We start from the raw sequence: 20,475 nt of genomic DNA, 5'->3' as shown, positions 1-20,475 counted from the left end.
CTTGCCGGAATTGCCGCGTATTCGTTCTTTTCTAAAGAGAATGTTTTTGGTTTTCAGAACATTGAATTTGCCGGAATCGTTGTCTCGACTGCCGCGTTCATAATTCTCGGATTTACGATGGTGATTCCAATCGGCGGCGGCGATATGCCTGTAATCATCTCGTTCTTGAACGCGCTTTCTGGTCTTGCGGCGGCTTTTGCCGGATTTGCAATCAACAATACGGTTCTTGTTGTTTCTGGCTGTCTTGTCGGGGCTTCGGGATTGATTTTGACATTGATTATGTGCAAGGCGATGAACCGAACCTTTGGAAGCCTCTTGTTCAAGAGTTTCGGCGGCTCAAAGAAAAAAGGCGCGGCTGGTCCTGCAAAAGAGCCGAAGGCTATTTCTGTCGATGACGCTTATCTGATTCTTGAGGCTGCGAAAAATGTTGTGATTGTTCCGGGCTACGGAATGGCGGTTGCTCAGGCGCAGCATGCGGTCAAGGAGCTTTGCGACAAGCTCGAGGCGAACGGCGCGGAAGTGAACTTTGCGATTCACCCGGTTGCGGGCCGAATGCCTGGACATATGAATGTTCTTCTTGCGGAAGCGAATGTTCCGTACGAGCAGCTAAAAACAGCCGATGAAATAAATCCTCAGATGGGAAATGTCGATGTTGCAATCGTAATCGGCGCGAACGATGTTGTGAATCCGAGCGCGGTGAACGACCCTGACAGCCCTCTTTACGGAATGCCGATTGTGAACGCTTACGAGGCGCGCACGGTTTTTGTCTTGAAGCGCGGAAAAGGAACAGGATTTTCGGGAATTGAGAATCCGCTTTTCACAAACGACAACACTGTAATGATTTACGGAGACGCAAAGCAGACTATAACGCAGCTTGTTGCGGAATTTTCTGAATAAAATTTGAATTGATTTTACTTGTGTCCGCAAAAAAAAGTCCGCATTTTTTTGCGGACTTTTTTTAAATAGCTTGAACTATTGTGTAGATGCAGTCGCCGGCTTTTTCGATTTTTCTTACTAGATCGATATAAGCAAGCTCTGCTTTTACATCGCTTCCAGATTCAATTCGCTTGCGGCTTTCGTATTTTAAGTTCTTCTTTGTACGGTCAATTTCGTTTTCAAGCTTTTCGTATTCATATTTTTGTTCACCTGTCATGCCAATCGTAAAGTTTACGCAAACTCGTTCATAGAAAAGGCGAACCGATTCAAGATAGCCACAGATTTTTTTTGTCTGGTCAGAAACAAAATTAAAACTTTCGCTTTCAATGTACTTTTTGAGCGTGTACATTATCGAAGAATTTTCATCGCTCAAGTTTTCAAGCGTATCTGTAATTGTCATCAACCGCGAAAAATGAACTCTGTCTTCGTGGTTTGCATTCGGCAGACGAGAAACATGCTGCAAAAAATGAGTGATTGCTTCGTTCATTTCGTCAATATATTCTTCCAGCTGCTGAACCAAATCAACCGACTTTTCAACCTCAACTTCCTGAGGATTTTTGCCTGCGCTCGCAAGAGTATTCGAAATAATATCGAACATTTCCATTATTTTTGCAGACATTTTTGAAATTTCTTTCTGAATCTGAAAAAGGTAAACATCTGCCGAAACGTGGCTGTTAGGCAAAATTGCCGGAAATCTATAATGCGAATTATTTTCTTCTGGAGTGGTTTTAATAATTTTAGTTGCAAGAAATGCAATCTGATCGACAAAAGGAAGGAAAATCAATGTAGAACAAACGTTAAAAATCGTATGGAGCATTGCAATATGAGTTGTAATATTTGAAGCTGGAGTTCCAGGAACAATCATATCAACAAGACTTAAGAAAGGCTTAAAGAAGCACAGAACAATTACAGTTCCCATAACATTGAACATAACATGCACAAGCGCCGTACGTTTTGCATTAGTCGTAGCTCCAAAAGCCGACATAACAGCATCAATCGTTGAACCGATATTGCTTCCCAAAACCAAGGCAGCCGAAAGTTCCCAAGTTAAAAAGTTATTTGCCGCCATCGTAAGAACAATCGCCGTCATAGCAGAAGACGAATGTATAAGAGCCGTAACCGCCGCTCCGATAAATACACCGAGCAAAAGTCCGCCAATTCCCAAATTCGTAAGATGCTGCAAAACAGCCGCCGATTCAGAACTCAAGGTCAACGTTTTCTGAAGAAGGTCAAGCCCCATAAACAAAATTGCAAATCCCATAAAACAATCTGCAAAATTGTGGATCTTGAATTTTTTCATGCGTTTTAAAAGGAAGCCAATTCCAAAAAGAGGAATTGCCGCATCAGCAATCGAAAAACTAAATCCAAAAAGCGAAACAATCCAGGCGGTAACGGTCGTGCCAATATTTGCGCCAAAAATTACGCCAATTGCCTGTTTGAGCGTGAGCATTTCCGCATTGACAAAACTCACAACCATTACGGTAGTAGCGCCAGACGACTGAATAATCGCCGTAACACCAATTCCAGTCAAAACCGCCGTAAATCTGTTTCCTGCAATTTTTCCAAGCAGCTTCTGTAAATTACTTCCCGCGCCTTTCTGAATTCCGTCGGAAAGCATATTCATTCCAAAAAGCAAAAGGCACAGCGAGCCAACAAAACCAAAAACCTGAGCAAAAATGTTCAAAACCATAAAAAACTACTTACTAAAAAATAACAAAACTCGCCACATTCTAACCAATTTTTAATAAAAAAGATAGGTAATTCACAAAAAAACAGACAAGTTTCAACTTCTTAATCTTATTTTATTTTGGACGGCATTTTTTTTCAAAGTTTTGCCTCGCCTTTTCCGTAAGTTTTATCCAAAAACCGGCTGCTCCGGCTTCGCTCGCGCTCATTGCCTTTCGGCAACTTTGGCCGCCGCATCCGGCGTAAAATTTACTTTTTCGGTTTATTGCCTTTCAATTTATCCGCCAATACACAAAATTCAAAATTCTCGTTATCATAAAAAAATGACAGCCGAACAATTCAATATTTTTTTAAATTTTCGCAACGATTTTCGCTCTTACTGCAAAAAAATTTCAGAAGAATTTTCTTCAATTCTGATTCCACTTCAAAAAAACGCAGCGCAAAAAGACACTCCAGATTATTCTCTCGAAAATCCAGTCGTTTACAACACCGCTCTCGACGAAATTACAGAACAAAGCCAGATTCGGCTGATTGTAATCGGCGACAATCCCGGAAAAGACGAGCAGTTGTCCAAAAATCAAAAATATCTTGTCGGCCAAAGCGGAAAAATCGCGGCAAGTTTTTTTCAAAAAAATCCCGAATTCAATACAGATTTCCGCAAAAACGCAATAATCTTAAATAAAACGCCAGTTCACACAGCAAAAACCAAGCACATAAAATTTCTTTTGAGCGAAGGCAACAAAAAAATCCAAAACCTGATTTTAGAAAGCCAAGTTTACATGGCCCAAAAAACCGCAGAACTTCATATTTCTCTCTGCCGCGCCGCGCAAACCGAAGCCGAAAAACCGGAAATTTTTCTTGTCGGCTACAGCGAGCTCAAAAAGAACGGCATTTTTACCGAATACAAAAACGAGCTCAAAAAAACTTACAGTTCCGCTCCAGAAGAATGGCAAAAAGTCTTTGTATTTCAGCATTTTTCAATGAACCGTTTTTCGATCGACCTCAAAAACTTTATGCATGCTCAAAATAATCAAAACATAGTTCAGGCAGCACACGCTCTAGGAACAATTCACAAAAACGAAATCTGGAATTTTTCGTAATTCAAAGCCAAGTTTTATTTTAAAATCGTAATTTCAACACGACGGTTTTGCGCCCTGCCTTCGTCTGTTTCGTTAGAAGCAACAGGTTTTGTTCCGCCAAAGCCGCGGCAAATAAACGTTCCAGCCTTTACACCGCGCGCCTTGAGTTCTTCCGCAATTTTGCAAGCGCGCTGCTCAGAAAGTTTTTGTTCGCCAGCTGGTTTTCCAACGCTTGCAGTATGGCCTTCCACCAAAAACTGCGCATTCGGAGCCATTTTCAAGACCTCTGCAATTTCGTCAAGCCGCTTGCTTTCGCCAGACAAAATCTGCGCACTGTCCGGAGCAAATTTTATGTCACGAATACTCAGACGGATTCCTGCCGAAACTTCTTCCGCAACAATATTGTTTTTTGGCAAAACGTCATCAATTTTTTCTGCGCTTAGTCCAGTTTTTGACAGCGATTTTTCAGTTTTTCCAGCAGATGCAACTTTTTCAGACTTTTCAGCCGAAAGTTTTTTGTCCGGAACTGCCAATTTTCCAGAACCAGCCACAGTTCCGACAGAAACTGATTTTTCCGTTCCAGAGAAATTTTTGTCCATTCCGTTTTTTCCGTTCTTAACCGTCGCTACGCGGTTTAAAGCCGCCATAATTCTCTGAGAGTCAAACGCCGGCAGAAATTCAGTAAAAAGCGTAATCGTTCCTTTAAAATTTACCTGGGTCCCATCAATCCAAAAAAAAGTCTCGTCAACATTATCAATAGTCAAAATCGGCTCGCCGGTTTCCTGCAAAACAATAATATCCGCCTTGTGCCCTCCACGAGCCTTTTGCAGCGAAGAATCCCCTCCAAAATCGCGGTTTTGCGCGTCATAATAAGTCTGCCAGATTGCCTTGATTCTATAAACCGCCTGTCCTCTATAAGTTTCTGCGCCAGAAAAAGTATAAAGAACCTGCATCGGAATTTTTGTAAAAATGCCTTTATTGAGCGGATCAACCGAACGTTCCGCCACAGCCTTCCAGCTTTCTCCGACATTCACCTTGTCCGCAGTATAAGCCGGAAAACTCCTAAAACTCGGATAACCGTTATCCTTGTACATTGTAAGCTGCCCGTTTTTAGAAATATGAAAAACCGACTGAACAGCTTCGTGAATCCCTGCTCCGGCAGCCTGAGAATTACGCAAAGTTTCTTCCATTACATAAAAACTTCCGTCATACCACTGGTCATTTTCGTAAACAGAACCTTTTGCCTTAAAACGCATTAACGGAGGCTCGCTCGGACTTACAAAAGAACGAACTTCCCTGCTCGTCAAACCGACATATTTTCCGTTCACATAACGGCGCAAATTTGTCCGTTCCACAAGCGAATATCCGCCTTTTCCCGAATAATGCAATTTTACAGCCTGCGCCTGAGCAAAAATTCCGGTATCAGACGCCGCAAAAAGAGCCATCAAAAAAAATATCCAAAAAGTTCTGTGTTTCATATCGTAATTATCGGTCAAAAAATATATATTTAAAGAATCTGGGCGTTGCGGAGATGTCCAAAAAGTATCTTTTCTGTCATTTTCGGGCTTGACCCGAAAATCTATTTGAGTTTTTTTTTGGACATCTCCGCCGGGTCTTCCGTGGCTACCGGTGCTTTGCACCCGCTTCGCGGCCACTCCAACCCCTAACGCAAATAATTTTGGAGACAAAAAAATGGCTTACAAAGTTTTTATTGACGGCAAAGACGGCACAACCGGTCTTAAAATTTATGAACGATTCGAAAAACGCAGCGACATTGAAATTCTTTTAATCGATGAGGAAAAACGCAAGGATCCCCAAGAACGCGCAAAAATGATAAACGCGTCCGACTTTACGTTTCTCTGCCTGCCGGACGCAGCCGCAATCGAGGCCGCAAATCTTTGCACAAACCCAAAAACCCGTATTTTGGACGCTTCAACAGCTCACCGCACAAATCCAGATTGGGCTTACGGTTTTCCAGAACTTTCAAAGGAACATCGACAGAAAATCGAAACTTCAAACAGGGTTGCAGTTCCAGGCTGCTATGCTTCCGGTTTTATTTCTCTCGTTTATCCGCTTATCAAAAATGGAATAATTTCTCCGGATTATCCGGTTGTCTGCCATGCAGTGTCGGGATACTCGGGAGCAGGAAAAAAAGCAATCGGCCAGTACGAATCTCCAGACCGCAATCCAGAATTAAAGTCTCCGCGTCTTTATGCGCTCACACAGGAACACAAACACCTTCCAGAAATGCAAAAAATCAGCGGACTTGCATACAAGCCGATTTTTAACCCTTATGTCTGCGATTATTTTGAAGGCATGACCGTAACTGTAAGCCTTTTTACAAGACTTATGCAAAAAAAACTCAACGGCCAGCAGCTTACAGAACTTTTTAAGGAACACTACAATTCCAGCCGTTTTGTAAAATGCGCAGAATTTTTGGGCGAAGGCACACTTACAGAAAATTTTATTCCTGCAAACACACTCGCCGGAACAAACAGCATGCAGATTTTTGTCTGCGGCAACGACGAAAGGCTGGTTCTTACAAGCCGCTTTGACAATTTGGGCAAAGGAGCAAGCGGCGCCGCCGTTCAGTGCATGAATATTATGATGGGAATTGACGAGTCTACAGGCTTAACTTACGCCGGATTGTAGTGGTTGCAAAGCAAGTCCGAAGGACCGCAGCCACGAAAAGCCGGTTAGACGGTTAACTTCGTCCATATAAAAAACCGCGTTTTAAAGTGTTTTGAGCACTCAGATTATTGATTTTGATACTTATTAAATGTTATTATAATAAAAGTAATTTTTTAATTTATTACTGTTAAGAGGATTAAATGGCTAAGATTGAACTTAAAGGTATTACAAAAATCTACGACGGCAACGTTCTTGCTGTAGAAAGATCTAATGTAACAATTGAAGACCGCGAATTTTGTGTATTCGTAGGTCCGTCTGGTTGTGGTAAATCTACAACTCTCCGCATGATTGCCGGTCTTGAAGACATTACTGGCGGTCAGCTTTTAATTGATGGCGAAGTTATGAACGATGTTCCGCCAAGAGACCGCAACATTGCCATGGTTTTCCAGGATTATGCTCTTTATCCACATATGACAGTTTACGACAACATGGCTTATGGTCTTAAAATCCGCAAAATTGACAAAGAAGAAATCGACCGCCGTGTTCGCGAAGCTTCGAAAATTCTTGACCTCGATACATATCTCGACCGCAAACCAAAGGCTCTTTCCGGCGGCCAGCGCCAGCGTGTCGCTGTAGGACGTGCAATCGTTCGTTCTCCAAAAGTATTCTTGTTTGACGAGCCGCTTTCTAACCTTGACGCAAAACTCCGTGTTCAGATGCGTGCAGAAATTTCTGCCCTCCACAGCCGTCTTCAGGCAACAATGATTTATGTAACACACGACCAGATTGAAGCTATGACAATGGGTACAAAAATCGTTGTAATGTCAGAAAAACGCATTCAGCAGATTGGTGCTCCGCTTTATCTTTACAATCACCCGATTAACAAATTCGTTGCTGGATTTATCGGAACTCCTCCAATGAACTTCTTCAAAGTAAATATTGAAGCAAACGGTGATAAAGTTGTAGCAAACGAAGGAACATTCAAACTCGTTCCAACAGAAACTCAGCAAAAACACCTTAAGGCTTATGTTGGAAAAGAAGTATGGTTCGGCGTTCGCCCAGAAGACCTCATTTATCAGGATGCTCCGGCAGCAGAAAACAATATTTCTGTAAAAGTTACAAACAAAGAACCGCTCGGCGCAGAAACACACGTTTTTGTACAAATTCAGAATACAAAGGTTGTTGCAAAATGCCACCCTTCAGTAAATCCAAAGCTTGGCGACACAGTAAACTTTGTTCCAAGAATGGACAAATGCAAGTTCTTTGATCTTGACACAGAAATCAACATCTGCGAACCAGAAATTGAAAAAACATGGTAATTTAACCATATATGCAGACCAGCCGAAAGGCTGGTTTTTTTATGCAAACTTACACAAATTTGCCGGTGTCTATAACTAAAAGCAAACTTCTGCTATACTAATTTTATGGCTAAAACATTCGACGACAAAAAAATCATTTATACCATGGACCGCGTTAGTCGCGCTTACGGCACAAAAGTAGTTCTTAAAGACATTTCGATTTCTTATTACTACGGCGCTAAAATTGGTGTTATCGGTGAAAACGGTGCCGGTAAGTCTTCGCTTTTTAAGATTTTTGCAGGAATTGATAAAGATTACACTGGCGAAACTCAACTTTTGCCGGGTTATTCAATGGGTTATCTTGAGCAGGAACCTTATCTTGAACCAGGAAAAACTGTTCTTGAAGTAGTAAAAGAAGGCGTTAAGCCGATTACAGACCTTCTTGAAGAATTTGATAAAGTTAACGAAGCTTTTGGCGATCCTGACGCTGATTTTGACAAACTTTGCGCACGCCAGGCCGAAATTCAGGAAAAACTCGATGCCGCAGATGCCTGGAATCTGGACAATAATCTTGAACTTGCAATGGACGCACTCCGCTGCCCTCCGCCTGACCAGATTGTCGATGTCCTTTCTGGAGGAGAACGCCGCCGTGTTGCTTTGTGCCGACTTCTTTTGCAAAAACCGGACATTCTGCTTTTGGACGAACCTACAAACCATCTCGATGCAGAAACTGTCGCATGGCTTGAACGCCATTTAAAAGATTATCCAGGAACAATTATTGCAATTACTCACGACCGTTACTTCTTGGACAATGTTGCCGGCTGGATTTTGGAAATGGATCGGGGCGAAGGTTATCCGTTCAAAGGAAACTATTCTGAATGGCTCGAAGCAAAACAAAAGCGTCTTGAACTTGAAGAAAAACAAGCAAGCGTTCGTCAGCGCGAAATGAAAGAAGAATTGGAATGGATTCACGCAGGAGCAAAAGGCCGTCAGGCAAAACACAAGGAGCACATTACAAAATACGAAGCTCTTCTTGCCGAAGAATCAAAACGAATTCAGCTTAAAGACAGCCAGATTTCTATTCCAGCAGGTCCACGCCTCGGAAACGTTGTAATTGATGCTGAAAAATTGACTAAATCTTTTGGCGACAAGCTTCTTTTTGAAAACCTCGACTTCCATATCCCTGCCGGAGCGGTTGTTGGAATTGTCGGTCCAAACGGCGCAGGAAAAACAACTCTCTTCAAAATGATTGCAAGCGCCGCTGGACAAGATATTGAATTGCCTGACGGAACAACAGGAAAGGAACTTCCTGATTCTGGAAAAATCAAAATCGGCGAAACCGTAAAATTGGTTTATGTAGATCAGATGCGCTCAAAGCTCGATCCAAACAAAACAATTTACGAAACTTTGAGCGGCGGAAGCGACCTTGTAAAACTTGGTGCCGTAGACGAAAAAGGCCGCCCTCTTAACGGCGCAGTTCGCGAAGTAAACGCCCACGCTTACTGTTCATGGTTCAATTTTAATTCTGCTGAACAAAACAAAAAAATCAGCGTTCTTTCCGGCGGAGAAAAAAACCGCCTAAATATGGGACTTATGTTCAAAGAAGCAGGAAACGTTCTTCTTTTAGACGAACCTACAAACGATTTGGACATTTCGACAACCCGCTCTCTCGAAGAAGCAATCAACAGTTTTGCCGGAGTTGTGCTTGTAGTAAGCCACGACCGTTACTTCCTAGACCGCGTTGCAACCCACATTCTTGCGTTTGAAAACAATTCGGACATTCACTTCTTTGAAGGAAACTGGTCTGAATACGTTGAATGGAAAAAGACCGTTCTCGGAATTGATGATGAAGTTCCGCACAAAACGGTGTACCGCAAACTTACGCGATAAAACATTCAAAACTAAAAAAGCCCTGGCTAAAAAACCAGAGCTTTTTTTTCAAAAAATTGCAATTAAAAAAACTTTTGCTTTCTTAAAAAATTATTTCACCTTTGAGCTTTTATTCAATTTTAGCTGCAAAATACAAAGTCCTGCAAAAACAACAGCAACAACTGCCAGAACAAACCAAACCGGAATAACCGCGCCCGAACCTTTTACCGCAAGACTTTCCTGCAAAAGCGACAATCCTTGATAAACCGTAAAAATTCCAAATCCGGCAAACAAAACAAACGAAAGAATTTTCAAAACTCCTTCCGGAGCCTTTGTTTTTAAAAGGTAGCCAATTAACATTCCGATTATATCGGCGGCAAAAAGTCCAATTGAGCACGCAAACCAAATGACAAAAACTTTGCTCAACCCGTAATTTGCGCCAAAAGTTACTGCGGTCAGTTGAGTTTTGTCGCCAAGTTCAGCAACAAAAAAAGTACAAAAAACAGCCAGCGGAGCAAATTTTATTTTACTTCCGCTTTCTTCTTCGTCTTCATCATTGTCCGATTTTAAAGTCGTTACGGCAAAATAAATAAAAGCGGCGGCAGCTGCAAATTTTACAGCCCACAAAAATGAATTCAAAAGCTCGTTCAATGCTCCGCCAATAAAAACTGCAATTCCGTTCAAAACAAAAACAGCTGCCAAAGTTCCAAGAACAATGTCACGGATTTTATATTTTGAAGTCATTCCAATCAAAAGCAACTGAGTTTTATCGCCAAATTCAGCAACAAAATCCGTAATCATAACCGTAAAGAACACCGCCAAAAGATTTTCCATCTTTTTCTCCAAAAAATTAAAATAAGCAAAAAAAAGACCTGAGCAAAACTGCACAGGTCAAAATCTACAATTTTATGACGCATGCACAGAATTCCCATTTTTTCTGCGCATGAGTCTCGCAAATTAAAGAAAGCCAGGTAAAACCAGTATGTTGACTTTCTACTTAAAAATAAGTCTGCTACTCCCTCACGGGTAATTTATATTCAAACTATAGCAAAATTATTTTTGTTAGGTGAATTTAAAAAAAGTTAGTCTAAAACAACTGTTTTTTATCAAATAAAATTCACATTATTGCATTAGTCCGTCCATTTTTCTAAAATACTTCAATATAAGCCATAAACCGTCATGAAAATTAAAAGAAACGAAAAGAAAATCACAGTTTTAATTTTTCTCATTTTTTTCTGCATTTTTGACAGTTTTTCTGCGGCGGTAAAACATATCTCGCCGATTGAAGGAATCGACTGGACTTTTGAAACAACAATGGGTTTTCAGACGCTAAATAACTCAATAATGTCAAAAGAATCCAATTCTGCCTCAATCAAAAAGGAAGTTCTTTTTTTCTACGGAATTTTATATCACGCATATTTAGAAAAAATTCCTATGCTTAAAGCGCAGATGAATTTAGGTCTTACGGAACACAAATTCATTCTATGGTCGGACAATCCGGATTTTAACCACTCAAACGAACAGCTCAACGAACTTTTGCGCTGTATCGAAGTTGATGTTCAATATCTTCTGCCTTCAGTTAGAATTTACAAAGGAACTTTTATTCCATTTTTTGGTTATTCTTTCTACAATTATTCTTACGCAAAAAGTTTTTCTACCGCAAAAGACGACACTTTTAAATTCAACGCTTTTTGTGTCGGGCTTGAATACAACACAAAAATTTCAAAATCAATCAGACACAACTATTATTTTTCGTTCGCTCCGCTCCTGTTCAACGAAAACCAGCACATAGAGCCGTATCTTTATTTAAATTACGGAGCAGAAGCAATTTTTGACACAAAACCAGTCGCAGTCACGCTTTTTTTGGCTTTTAAAAATGGCTTGAATGCGGATTCAAAATTTTTACATAAAAAATCCTATGTCTTTTCAAATACAGAACTCGGACTTTCTTTTCATATTTCTCTCAACGGTTAATTACGGCAAAACGCACAATCCTCGTCCGCGCATAGTTTTTTCGTCAGAATCAGCATTTGCTTCCTGCATTTCGCCCATATAAAACCAGCGCAGTTTTTGACCGTGTTTTGTCTTTACAAGAATTTTTTCACCGCCAAGCCAGAAAATTTTTTCTTTATTTTCTGGAAGAGGCTTTGAAAATTCCAAATCGCGCTTTTTTTCATATTTTTCAATCATTTTTTGAATAAAGTCTGAGCCAACATCTGGCTTTGGAACATTAAAACCAAACCATTTATAAACCGGTTTTTCTAAATTTCTGCCGTGCATCCACTCATCAAGCGAAAATTCCAGTGCCTGGGCATATTTTTCGGAAGATTTTTCGCCTTCAAAATGCAAACCATTTTTTGCAAACAAAGGAATATTTTTTTCAGCAAGAACCTTTAATTCTGGATGCAGTCCTTTTTTCCATTCATCGTAAACCCGCGAATGTCTGGTCAAAACAAATTTATGCCAAAAACAACTGTCCAAAAGACCGTTTGCATAGAATTGCCGAAGAGTTTCCATCGAATTCATTAAGTCCAATGGTTTTTCAAACCAGTATCCAAAAATCATATAGGCATGAACCAAAATGCCAGCTTCCTTAAAAGCACAGCATGCTCCGACAATCGATTCCAAATCCGTACCTTTGTGAATCGCGTTCAGTCCGTTTCCTGTAGCACTTTCGAGCCCGGCACTAACACCGACCAAACCGCCATAAGCCAAAAAATCTGCAATATCGCGAGTAAAGTTTTTTTCAAAGCGAATATTTCCCCACCAGCTCAAAGGCGAACCGTGAGCAATATTTTCTTTTGCAAATGCAACCATTGCAGCAGGCGGCATAGCTTCGTCAACAAAATGAATTCCAAAAATATTTTTTTCTGTGCATTGTTTTAAAAGTCCTTTGTACAACAGCTTAATATCCGTCATACAAAAACTTTTTACATAATCCAAAGTAACATCGCAAAATGCGCATTTATGCCAATAACAGCCATGAGCCATATATGCTTTTATCCACGCTCCGTCCGACCAAAGACGATGCATTGGGTTTGTGTCGTCAATCAAACGCGGATATTTTGAAAAATCAATGTCCGTAAAGTCAGGAATTACGGATTTTGTCATTTGAATTTCATAATTCAGTTCTTGAGAATCTGGTTTTGCTGGTTCCAAAATTTGGACGCTTTCCGTTCCGCAAGAATCATTTCTCAAAACAAACTGACGAAAATTATAAATTTCTTCCGCTTTTTGCTCTGTTTTTAAAATTTCCAGCAACTTTTTATAAGAAGCATATCCGCGGTCATAACTAATCGCATCGCAATACTTTATCAGAGATTTTTCTTTTGTCTCGCGAAGTTCCGTATTAACAAAACCACCGCCAAAACTTACAAAAATTTTTTCTGAATATCTTTGTTTTAAAAATTTTCCAGTAGCCAAGGCTGCGGCAAAAACTCCCGGAAAAGGAATGCTTACGCAGACAAGAATTTTTTCGTCTTTTTCGACAGATTTTGCCTCAGAAAGTATTTTTTCAATTTCTGGAACAACTTTTTTTTCCAAAAGAGGAACATAAAATTCTTTTAAAATCGGGCTGTCAGCACCTTTTTCGATTTCGCTAAAAATAGATTCGCTTATCGTAAGACTTTCCGCGTAACGGACAAGACTAAAATTTCTGTCAAAAGCAACATTTATAAAATCCGCAAAATCAACCAGCGCAAAACTTGCAAGGCTTCGTGCATCGTCGGTCGTTAAATCGTGATCGAGATTTGCCAGAAAATTTTCCATTCGGTTTCCACGAGGAACATGCGCTCCAAAAACAAAGGCATGGGCGCTTTCAAAAACTTTTCCGCACAAAATTTGAACAATCCGGTCAATCCAATCAATCCAATTTTTTTTCTGACAGACATATCTGCGCAAGTTAAAGGCAGTATTTTCATCACCAGAATTTTCAGCTTTTTGGGCAAGTTTTAAAGCATTTTGTTCAGAAAGCTCAAAAATTTTTTCCAGCCCGGATTTACAGAAAATTGAATAAAAAAGTTCTATATTTAAATCCACCCACTTAGTCAGGCAGTTTTCACGCTTAAAAAAATCAGAAAGATACGCTCCGCTAGGATAAGCAGTATTAAGCTGCATGACTGGAGGCTGAAGAATCAAAACATTCATAAAAACATTTTAACACATTTATCAAAATGAAAGAAATTACTCAAAAACCGCCTCAACAGCAAAAAAAAAGCCCCAGATCTAAATCTGCGAGCCACTGAGAATTAAATAACCAGAGAACTTTTTAGGCTCTCTATAAAATTGATAATATCTCAAATTATTTTTTATAGCAATATTTTAACAGAAAATTAATTCTGCCGAAAAAATGTTTTTTCAAGTTAATCTTTCTCCAAAATATGCAGATATTCTACAGTCGATTCAGCTTTATTAAAACGGTTTGAATCGGCCTTAAAACGCTGATAATCAGTCTGGGCCAAATCATAGCGTCCGTATTTCTGCATAATTCTCTGAACTTCTCCCACGCTCATTAAGCCTTCATTATTATAGGAAAGAAAGATATATTTAAAATTTGCATTTTTTATTAAGCTTTCAAATTCTTCTTTTACACTCGAAACTGAGCAATATTTTGAGCGAGTATATTCGCGAAGTCCTGTTTTTCCTTTTGGAACAAATGGCTTGTATTCAGCTATCGTATTCAAGAGATGATAATTTGCTCCATATTGACGCGAGTTATAAGGAGGATCAAGATATAAAATATCACCTGAAATTCTAGTTATCAATTCATTTGCATCAGACTTAAAAACCTCATGCTCGTTATCATTAAGTTCAAAATCAGCTGATTCTAAAACAATTTGTTTTTGGGCAGATTTTTTCAGATTTTTCAGATATGCGCCATAAACACTTGCAGTATTTGCCACCTTGTCAGCACTCTCCAAAAGACTTGCAAGGAGAAAATAATACATACTTTTGTTTATTTTTCCATTGTTTTTCCATTCTTCAATTTTTATACGGATTGAATCGATTTTTTTACCGTTCTCATCAGAAAAATATTGTCTTTCTCCATTTCCGCCAAGACAATAATTTTTATAAATAAATCCGTCTGCACAAGGAGAAAGTCCATTTAATTCAGACACAAACAGCTCTGAATTTTCAAGCGAACGGTGATTTTCAATATAATTTTTATTTAAAACATAGCTGTAATATTCAATGTCATTCGAAATGACTTTATGAACAGATGTCTTAAACGTTCGCCCGACAATTCCTGTTCCTGCAAAAATATCGCAGAATATTTTCTGAGAAAGGTCTGCTCCGCAAACAGATTTTATTGTTTCCGGCAGAAAATGCTGGCAAAGTTTTAATTTTGAGCCGATATAGTTCATTTTTGATAGTCCACGGTTTTAAAAACCAAATTATTTTCTAAAATCTCATATTCAATATATCTTAATGGAAGAACATTGCTTTCCTGATTAAAACGTTTAAATTCATTTTTCAAATCATCTGACAACTTCTTGCCTTTTAAACAAATTAGAATTGGCTGAATATCGCTTTCAGGACTATTCGGAACATAATACTGCTTTATCCATTCAACATAACGCCCTAGCTGGCGTGTATTGTCAAAACTTGCCGCAACTGCTTTTAACTCTATAGGCATAACAATTTTCTGATTTTCATTTATTGTTTTAGAAATCATTACGTCTATTCTTTGCAACCCCAAACCGCAGGAAACTTCGTTTCCAATCCACTCAATGTTTTCTTCTGCATTTAAAGCCTTGTCCAAAGATTTGTTTGTTCCTCTTCCAATATTTTGAGTTATGTACATTTGAAGATGTGCTTCAAACGCTTGTTTCTTTCCTGCTTTCGCCAGCAGTCTTGGCGAAATATTTATTTTTTCAGTTCTGCCTGCATATTCCTTATGATTTTCACCTTCTATGATATTTCTTCCATCAAAAGTGTAATCACAAAAATTTAAAGTCTGATTTTTATTTTTCTGTCTGATTAGAGAAATTAGTCTTTTTGACTCATAAGTCGTAATCATTGTATTACCACGATTTCCCTTCAATTTTCTGTAAATCAAACTCCAAAGCATTTGATACGGTGAACATATATTTTTTATTTCATCAAGAGCTTCCCATTCTGTCACACCTTTTGCATAAACTTGATAAGGCTTGATTTTTAGCCTAAAAGTCAGTGATTTTTTTAGTTCTTTATACAAAAATTGATTTTCATCAAAATTATCAAGAAAGATTCCATCTTCTGCTGCTTGAAAAACTCCAAAAAACATTCCTTCGTGTCCATTTTGTTTTTCAACCAAATAAAAAATTATTAAATCATCTTTTCTTACACGGCAACCATCGGCCATCATGCCGACAAGCATTTTTTCAGCAGCCTGTTTTTCCCTTTCATACAAAGTAGTTTCAGAACTGTTATTAAAATCAATAACATATTCCTGTTTTACTTTTCCTATTTTTTTTGCATTTGCACCAGTTCCTGCAAACATATACTCAAGGTGGTATTTAAAAGTGTTGTCATCAACAATAAAAACATGTGTTGTCATTTTTCTACATTATCTCCGTAAAGTTTTTTCATTATGAACTCAGTTGTATTTTCGCTTGCTTCTTTTGCAATTCTTTTTGCAGATTCTTTTCTATATTCAACAGGGTCATATTGATAGCAACCGACACAGCCTAACTCTTTTGAATAATTTTCATCACCTTTATAAAAAGAATATGGATTTCCGAGAAGGTTTTTCGCATCCCACCTTTTATCTGTTGCTTTACAATTTTTGCAGATTTGCCTTTTTACATCATTCGCTGCCTTACATAGCGGCTGAAAATCTTCCAGCTTTTGAGTTGCCATATCCGAAACACGCATATCATTTTTTCTGCCGTCTTTGTGGTCAACCTCAATTCGAGTATTTACTGATGTACCGTGAACACCAAGCATAACGCAATTTTTATCTTTGTAAAAATTTTTTATATCACTACGGATATTTTGACTGAATGAATTCTCTGTGTTAAAGCCAGCCGTCCTGACTTTTTCTATTGCTCCATATTCTGGAAATCTTTCAAGAACAAATTTTTTCGCCAGTGCGCCATCGCTTCTTCCCCAGGACCAGCCATTTTGAAACATTAAGTCCGCATACTTTCCTACAAATTCTGTTTTCGCCACCCAACGGCTAACTCCGTTTTCATCAGGTTCTGCTAATTCCAAAAACAGTTCAATTTGAGTTTTCTTTGACATAATCAGAATTCCTTTTTGAAAACAAAAATATATTCGTGCTTAAACAAATAATAATCGCTCCGCATTGCCCTATAACGCCAAATTCCTTGTGCGCCTATTTTTCCGCGGTTTCCTTCAATATTTTTAACGATAACGCCTTTCAATTTTGCCTCAAAATTCTTTTTAATTGCATTCATTACATAAAAACCAAGTGGAACAACTTCCGATTTTTTATAGACATCACCGATTACAACCGCAAAATACTTATCTTTTTTTAGGAATTTCAAGCCGTTCTGCATAGCAAGCGTGAATTTTTCCAAAAATAAGTTCAAATCAGAAATTGAAGACAAATCTTCTTCTTTACCAGTAAATTTTACAATGTCCATATAAGGCGGATGCGCAATCAAAAAATCAACATTTTGTGTTTCGTTTTCGCACCATTTAAAACTTTGCGACATACATTCAGCCATTTTCAAAGTATCACAAACATCACAATTATTAATAGCAAAATGAATGTTCTGAGTATCAGCCATTTTTTGATAAACCAAATCAATCATCGATTGGTTTATATCAAATCCGATATAATTGCGTCCAAGCCGTTCACATTCAAAAAGCGTTGTTCCGCTTCCTGCAAAAAGCTCTAAAACGGTGTCATTTTTATGAGTGTAACGTTTTACAAGCTGATATGGGATTTGCGGAACAAAATTTCCATGATAATTATTTTCATGCTTGCCAAAAGAATCACGCTTTTGAATAAACCAAAGAGAATCGACATTTATATCAGAATTTTTCCAGTCGGTTTCGTCATTTATCATCTCTTTAATCTAAGCTATTTTTCCTTTTTTTTCTATGGCTTGGGGCGTTGCGGGGTGGCCCCGCTGGGTGGGTAGCGGAAAACCGCAGGGTTGGAGCGAGGGAGGGGCTCCTCCCTTTTTTATAAATTTCTAGCCGCAATGAAAATACTATGCAAAAATTCAATCTTCATCCCAGACGTCATAATCACCTTTAGAGCTTTTTAGAGCGCTCCAGCCGGCAGATTTTTCTTCCAGCATTTCCGCATCTTCCCTGCCCTGAAAATTCGTCCACTGCGTAAATTCATGCGGTTTAATTTTGTTCAACTCACAATCTTTATTTTTTTCTTTTAAATCTTCAATTCCATTCGCCATAAGTTTAACCTTATTTTACATTATTAACTTATTAAAAAATAGCCCAAATTTTGAGTTTTATAATTTACTATCATTATCAGGCTTGCCCATCCCGATAATCCCGTTGGAAATTTTCAGTAGATTGCTAACCGAGCTTGCTATGCAAACATCGCGCTGTCAAGCACGGCAATGACAACCTCGTTAGCATAGGAACGACAATTCAGTAATCTGTTTTTTTAACTCGACATTCAGGTTAACTAGTATAATTTTAAAAATTTTTGAAATCAATTCAAATTTTACATAAATTTAAAAGCTATACATATGCGTATTGACAAAATACTGGGGGGGGGTAAAATTGAATAGTTTTTTTTCAGGGGGTTTTTATGAAAAAAATTGCTTTGCTTCTTGCTTTAATCGTTTCAGCATCAGCATTTATCGGATGTACATCTGTAGCACCAGTATGTGCAACTTCAAATGAGCTTGGTGCAAAAGTAGGAACAAATACTGCTGGATACCTTTTTGGTATTATTCCAATTGGTGGCGGAGATTACGGTATTGCCGATGCAGCAAAAAAAGCTGGAATTACAAAAATTTCAACAGTTGACTTAAAGACTTTCAATTATTTGGGTTTTTACTATGGTCACACAACAATTGTAACTGGCAACTAAATTTTTTTTACCTTGAAAAACTAGAAAAATTCTAGTTTTTCAAGGTTATTTGTCTTAATATGAAAAAAATATATTTTATTCTTTTATTCTGTTGTACATTTTTTTGCTGTAAAACAAATTCTTCTGTATTAGATTTTCCTTCAAAAAATAATTCACAAATGGTATTTACAACTCCTTGCAAATACCAAAACAAATTGATTCCCGATTTTTCTATCGACACAACCTCGTTTCTTAATAACGAAGGGTTTTGCGCTCCAACTTCGATAAAAATTTCACTCTGCGTAAAAAATCTCTCTAAACAGCAAATTCTTAATTTAGAAATTTCACTAGAAACGGATTCCGAAAAAATAGTTCTCTCTCAGAAAGAGTTACTTTATATCGAGCCTGTCAAAAAAGATATAATGGTAAGACTCGAATCACTTATTTCTCCAGAGCAAATGACTCATCTTATTTCAAAAGGAATTAAGTCGATAAATATTAAAAACTCCAAAAACGAAACTATTGCTGCATTTAATGGTAAAAAATTGAATAAAAAACTTTTACTTTTAAACAAATACTTATGAAAAAAATTATAAAACTCTCGATTTTATTTATTTTTCTTAGTCTCATTTTTTCCTGCGAAAAAGAAAATTTTTCAAAAAAGGATTTTTTTGGTTATTGGGAAAATTTTTCTACTTTAAAATCCGATTTATTTAGAGAACCAGAAAATCCAAAAACTTTATTTGCCAGTATTTATACAGAAAGCAAAATGGTATTTATTTTTACCGAAAATGGAACTTTTAAAAAACATATACAAAACAAAATTTCAAAAATTAATCTTGATAAAGCAAAAGCTCCAAAAAATTTCTCCACAGAAAAGTTAAAATCTTTTGCACAAAAAAGTCAAACCGACGGCGGAGATTTTTTTATAAAAAAGTCATTTTTGATTTTAGAGCCTTATTATCAAATTCAAAATGATGAAATTCAAGACTTTGAAAAAATAATTCCGATTAAATTAAATTTTGAATTCTCTCAAGATAAAAAAGAACTAATTCTGACTTTTGCTGACAATCAAAAAATTATATTAAAAAAAATAGAAAAGAATAATTTAAACTAAAAAAAGCATCCGTTCTAAGCAAGATTTCTTAAAAACGGATGCTTTCATTTTAATTAACGCCTAGCTTTTATAAGCTTATGCATTGGTAATTGCAATGTGTTTTGGCTGCGCAAGAGCTTTTCTTGGCATTGAAACTGTCAAAACGCCATTTTTTACGTTGGCTGTCAATTTTTCGCTGTCTACATCATCTGGGAGTGTAAAACTTCTCTTGAATGATGAAACTGTGCGTTCACGAATGAGCCATTTTGCTTCGTCTTTTTTGTCTGATTTTTCTTCTTTTTTAACTTCGTCTTTAGAAGAAACTGTCAAAACATTCTGGTTCAATTCAATGTCAACGTCTTTGTCTGTTTTGCCAGGCATATCCATTGTCAAAGTATAGTTTTCTTTATTTTCCTTTACGTCTACCTTTGGCATATGGAACATTTTTTTGTAACTAAATGCCGGCATTGTATAACCGTCATCTCCAAAATCATTAAACAAGTCATTAAAAAGTGCTAAATCGTTCATACATTACCTCCAAAGTTTTGAAAACTTAGTTTTTTCTAGCTTTCATATATCTATAAGCAAAAAGTGTGCCAAGTTAAAAATCTTAAATAAAAAAGCATTTTTTCAGTCTGAGAACGAATTTTTTGAAAAAAATAAACTGTAAAAACCGCAAATTTTCGGTTTTTCATTTTTTGACAGGCAGATTTTGGACAGTTTTCTGAACAAATGCAATTTTTTGAGCACTTTTGTCCGCTTTTTTGCAATTTTTTTTGAAAATTCGGGTAATTTTGATACAGTTTTCGTGTGCGCTTGCAGCCCGGATGCTTGCATGCTTCGCATGCTGCGGCTTTTGCTTCCGCAAAACCCGTCTTTTTTTCG

General features: G+C 37.8%; 19 protein-coding genes. 9 read left to right on the top strand and 10 right to left on the bottom strand.

Annotated elements, in window-relative coordinates:
- On the top strand, positions 1 to 897 hold an 897-nt coding region (locus tag B2X33_RS05180; RefSeq protein ID WP_296668119.1), incomplete at its 5' end, for an NAD(P)(+) transhydrogenase (Re/Si-specific) subunit beta.
- A 61-nt stretch (positions 898 to 958) separates the two neighbouring features.
- Here B2X33_RS05180 and B2X33_RS05175 read toward each other — a convergent pair.
- Positions 959 to 2,626, bottom strand: a complete 1,668-nt coding sequence (locus tag B2X33_RS05175; protein WP_296668118.1) for a Na/Pi cotransporter family protein — start codon at positions 2,624 to 2,626, stop codon at positions 959 to 961.
- Between the two features lie 319 nt (positions 2,627 to 2,945).
- Between B2X33_RS05175 and B2X33_RS05170 the strand changes: the two genes are divergently transcribed.
- Positions 2,946 to 3,722: a hypothetical protein gene (locus tag B2X33_RS05170; protein WP_296019533.1), complete on the top strand. Its 777-nt coding sequence runs from the start codon at positions 2,946 to 2,948 to the stop codon at positions 3,720 to 3,722.
- Positions 3,723 to 3,736: 14 nt separating this feature from the next.
- On the opposite strand, the gene B2X33_RS05165 is transcribed toward B2X33_RS05170, so the two are convergent.
- Positions 3,737 to 5,146, bottom strand: a complete 1,410-nt coding sequence (locus tag B2X33_RS05165) for an OmpA family protein (protein WP_296668117.1) — start codon at positions 5,144 to 5,146, stop codon at positions 3,737 to 3,739.
- A gap of 247 nt (positions 5,147 to 5,393) precedes the next feature.
- Between B2X33_RS05165 and argC the strand changes: the two genes are divergently transcribed.
- The 3 genes from argC to ettA all read left to right on the top strand — a co-directional run bounded on the left by argC (position 5,394) and on the right by ettA (position 9,520).
- Positions 5,394 to 6,353, top strand: a complete 960-nt coding sequence (gene argC / locus B2X33_RS05160) for an N-acetyl-gamma-glutamyl-phosphate reductase (protein WP_296668116.1) — start codon at positions 5,394 to 5,396, stop codon at positions 6,351 to 6,353.
- 179 nt (positions 6,354 to 6,532) lie between these two features.
- Positions 6,533 to 7,651, top strand: coding sequence for an ABC transporter ATP-binding protein (locus B2X33_RS05155; protein WP_296668115.1), 1,119 nt, complete (start codon positions 6,533 to 6,535; stop codon positions 7,649 to 7,651).
- Positions 7,652 to 7,756: 105 nt separating this feature from the next.
- Entirely contained in the window at positions 7,757 to 9,520 is a 1,764-nt protein-coding gene (gene ettA / locus B2X33_RS05150; RefSeq protein WP_277292441.1) for an energy-dependent translational throttle protein EttA, read from the top strand.
- Between the two features lie 90 nt (positions 9,521 to 9,610).
- On the opposite strand, the gene B2X33_RS05145 is transcribed toward ettA, so the two are convergent.
- The gene (locus B2X33_RS05145) at positions 9,611 to 10,333 is read right to left on the bottom strand and encodes a TMEM165/GDT1 family protein (protein WP_296668114.1); all 723 of its coding nucleotides are present in this window, start codon (positions 10,331 to 10,333) and stop codon (positions 9,611 to 9,613) included.
- Between the two features lie 345 nt (positions 10,334 to 10,678).
- On the opposite strand from B2X33_RS05145, the gene B2X33_RS05140 reads away from it, so the two are divergent.
- Positions 10,679 to 11,473, top strand: coding sequence for a hypothetical protein (locus B2X33_RS05140; RefSeq protein ID WP_296668113.1), 795 nt, complete (start codon positions 10,679 to 10,681; stop codon positions 11,471 to 11,473).
- Here B2X33_RS05140 and B2X33_RS05135 read toward each other — a convergent pair whose 3' ends face one another.
- The 6 genes from B2X33_RS05135 to B2X33_RS05110 all read right to left on the bottom strand — a co-directional run bounded on the left by B2X33_RS05135 (position 11,474) and on the right by B2X33_RS05110 (position 17,868).
- Positions 11,474 to 13,645, bottom strand: coding sequence for a radical SAM protein (locus tag B2X33_RS05135; RefSeq protein ID WP_296668112.1), 2,172 nt, complete (start codon positions 13,643 to 13,645; stop codon positions 11,474 to 11,476).
- A 215-nt stretch (positions 13,646 to 13,860) separates the two neighbouring features.
- On the bottom strand, positions 13,861 to 14,862 hold the full coding sequence (locus tag B2X33_RS05130; RefSeq protein WP_296668111.1) for a DNA adenine methylase: 1,002 nt from the start codon (positions 14,860 to 14,862) through the stop codon (positions 13,861 to 13,863).
- A complete protein-coding gene (locus B2X33_RS05125) occupies positions 14,859 to 16,037 on the bottom strand; it encodes a hypothetical protein (protein ID WP_296668110.1) in 1,179 nt (392 codons plus the stop codon). Before B2X33_RS05125 ends, B2X33_RS05130 begins: the two co-directional genes overlap by 4 nt.
- Positions 16,034 to 16,723, bottom strand: coding sequence for an NlaIII/IceA1 family type II restriction endonuclease (locus tag B2X33_RS05120; RefSeq protein WP_296668109.1), 690 nt, complete (start codon positions 16,721 to 16,723; stop codon positions 16,034 to 16,036). The genes B2X33_RS05125 and B2X33_RS05120 overlap by 4 nt, the downstream gene beginning before the upstream one ends.
- A 2-nt stretch (positions 16,724 to 16,725) precedes the next feature.
- The gene (locus B2X33_RS05115) at positions 16,726 to 17,517 is read right to left on the bottom strand and encodes a DNA methyltransferase (RefSeq protein WP_296668108.1); all 792 of its coding nucleotides are present in this window, start codon (positions 17,515 to 17,517) and stop codon (positions 16,726 to 16,728) included.
- A 159-nt stretch (positions 17,518 to 17,676) separates the two neighbouring features.
- Positions 17,677 to 17,868 (bottom strand): hypothetical protein, encoded by a 192-nt coding sequence (locus B2X33_RS05110; RefSeq protein WP_296019568.1) that lies wholly within the window; start codon positions 17,866 to 17,868, stop codon positions 17,677 to 17,679.
- 362 nt (positions 17,869 to 18,230) lie between these two features.
- Here B2X33_RS05110 and B2X33_RS05105 point away from each other — a divergent pair, with 362 nt between their 5' ends.
- The 3 genes from B2X33_RS05105 to B2X33_RS05095 all read left to right on the top strand — a co-directional run bounded on the left by B2X33_RS05105 (position 18,231) and on the right by B2X33_RS05095 (position 19,611).
- Positions 18,231 to 18,515, top strand: coding sequence for a TRL domain-containing protein (locus tag B2X33_RS05105; protein WP_296019571.1), 285 nt, complete (start codon positions 18,231 to 18,233; stop codon positions 18,513 to 18,515).
- Between the two features lie 158 nt (positions 18,516 to 18,673).
- Positions 18,674 to 19,078, top strand: a complete 405-nt coding sequence (locus tag B2X33_RS05100; protein ID WP_296668107.1) for a hypothetical protein — start codon at positions 18,674 to 18,676, stop codon at positions 19,076 to 19,078.
- Positions 19,075 to 19,611, top strand: a complete 537-nt coding sequence (locus B2X33_RS05095; RefSeq protein ID WP_296668106.1) for a hypothetical protein — start codon at positions 19,075 to 19,077, stop codon at positions 19,609 to 19,611. Before B2X33_RS05100 ends, B2X33_RS05095 begins: the two co-directional genes overlap by 4 nt.
- Before the next feature lie 75 nt (positions 19,612 to 19,686).
- On the opposite strand, the gene B2X33_RS05090 is transcribed toward B2X33_RS05095, so the two are convergent.
- Positions 19,687 to 20,118 (bottom strand): Hsp20/alpha crystallin family protein, encoded by a 432-nt coding sequence (locus B2X33_RS05090; protein ID WP_296019579.1) that lies wholly within the window; start codon positions 20,116 to 20,118, stop codon positions 19,687 to 19,689.
- Positions 20,119 to 20,475: the final 357 nt, after the last annotated feature.

Source organism: Treponema sp. UBA785 (assembly GCF_002297065.1).
GTDB lineage: Bacteria > Spirochaetota > Spirochaetia > Treponematales > Treponemataceae > Treponema_D.
Note: the sequence above shows the minus strand (reverse complement) of the source record. Positions and strands in the feature narration are given on the sequence as shown.

Excerpts from the sequence above, each read along its gene's own strand:
- B2X33_RS05175 (WP_296668118.1), bottom strand. The coding sequence starts at position 2,626 with ATGGTTTTGAACATTTTTGCTCAGGTTTTTGGTTTTGTTGGCTCGCTG.
- B2X33_RS05170 (WP_296019533.1), top strand. The coding sequence starts at position 2,946 with ATGACAGCCGAACAATTCAATATTTTTTTAAATTTTCGCAACGATTTT.
- B2X33_RS05165 (WP_296668117.1), bottom strand. The coding sequence starts at position 5,146 with ATGGCTCTTTTTGCGGCGTCTGATACCGGAATTTTTGCTCAGGCGCAG.
- argC (WP_296668116.1), top strand. The coding sequence starts at position 5,394 with ATGGCTTACAAAGTTTTTATTGACGGCAAAGACGGCACAACCGGTCTT.
- B2X33_RS05155 (WP_296668115.1), top strand. The coding sequence starts at position 6,533 with ATGGCTAAGATTGAACTTAAAGGTATTACAAAAATCTACGACGGCAAC.
- ettA (WP_277292441.1), top strand. The coding sequence starts at position 7,757 with ATGGCTAAAACATTCGACGACAAAAAAATCATTTATACCATGGACCGC.
- B2X33_RS05145 (WP_296668114.1), bottom strand. The coding sequence starts at position 10,333 with ATGGAAAATCTTTTGGCGGTGTTCTTTACGGTTATGATTACGGATTTT.
- B2X33_RS05140 (WP_296668113.1), top strand. The coding sequence starts at position 10,679 with ATGAAAATTAAAAGAAACGAAAAGAAAATCACAGTTTTAATTTTTCTC.
- B2X33_RS05135 (WP_296668112.1), bottom strand. The coding sequence starts at position 13,645 with ATGAATGTTTTGATTCTTCAGCCTCCAGTCATGCAGCTTAATACTGCT.
- B2X33_RS05130 (WP_296668111.1), bottom strand. The coding sequence starts at position 14,862 with ATGAACTATATCGGCTCAAAATTAAAACTTTGCCAGCATTTTCTGCCG.
- B2X33_RS05125 (WP_296668110.1), bottom strand. The coding sequence starts at position 16,037 with ATGACAACACATGTTTTTATTGTTGATGACAACACTTTTAAATACCAC.
- B2X33_RS05120 (WP_296668109.1), bottom strand. The coding sequence starts at position 16,723 with ATGTCAAAGAAAACTCAAATTGAACTGTTTTTGGAATTAGCAGAACCT.
- B2X33_RS05115 (WP_296668108.1), bottom strand. The coding sequence starts at position 17,517 with ATGATAAATGACGAAACCGACTGGAAAAATTCTGATATAAATGTCGAT.
- B2X33_RS05110 (WP_296019568.1), bottom strand. The coding sequence starts at position 17,868 with ATGGCGAATGGAATTGAAGATTTAAAAGAAAAAAATAAAGATTGTGAG.
- B2X33_RS05105 (WP_296019571.1), top strand. The coding sequence starts at position 18,231 with ATGAAAAAAATTGCTTTGCTTCTTGCTTTAATCGTTTCAGCATCAGCA.
- B2X33_RS05100 (WP_296668107.1), top strand. The coding sequence starts at position 18,674 with ATGGTATTTACAACTCCTTGCAAATACCAAAACAAATTGATTCCCGAT.
- B2X33_RS05095 (WP_296668106.1), top strand. The coding sequence starts at position 19,075 with ATGAAAAAAATTATAAAACTCTCGATTTTATTTATTTTTCTTAGTCTC.
- B2X33_RS05090 (WP_296019579.1), bottom strand. The coding sequence starts at position 20,118 with ATGAACGATTTAGCACTTTTTAATGACTTGTTTAATGATTTTGGAGAT.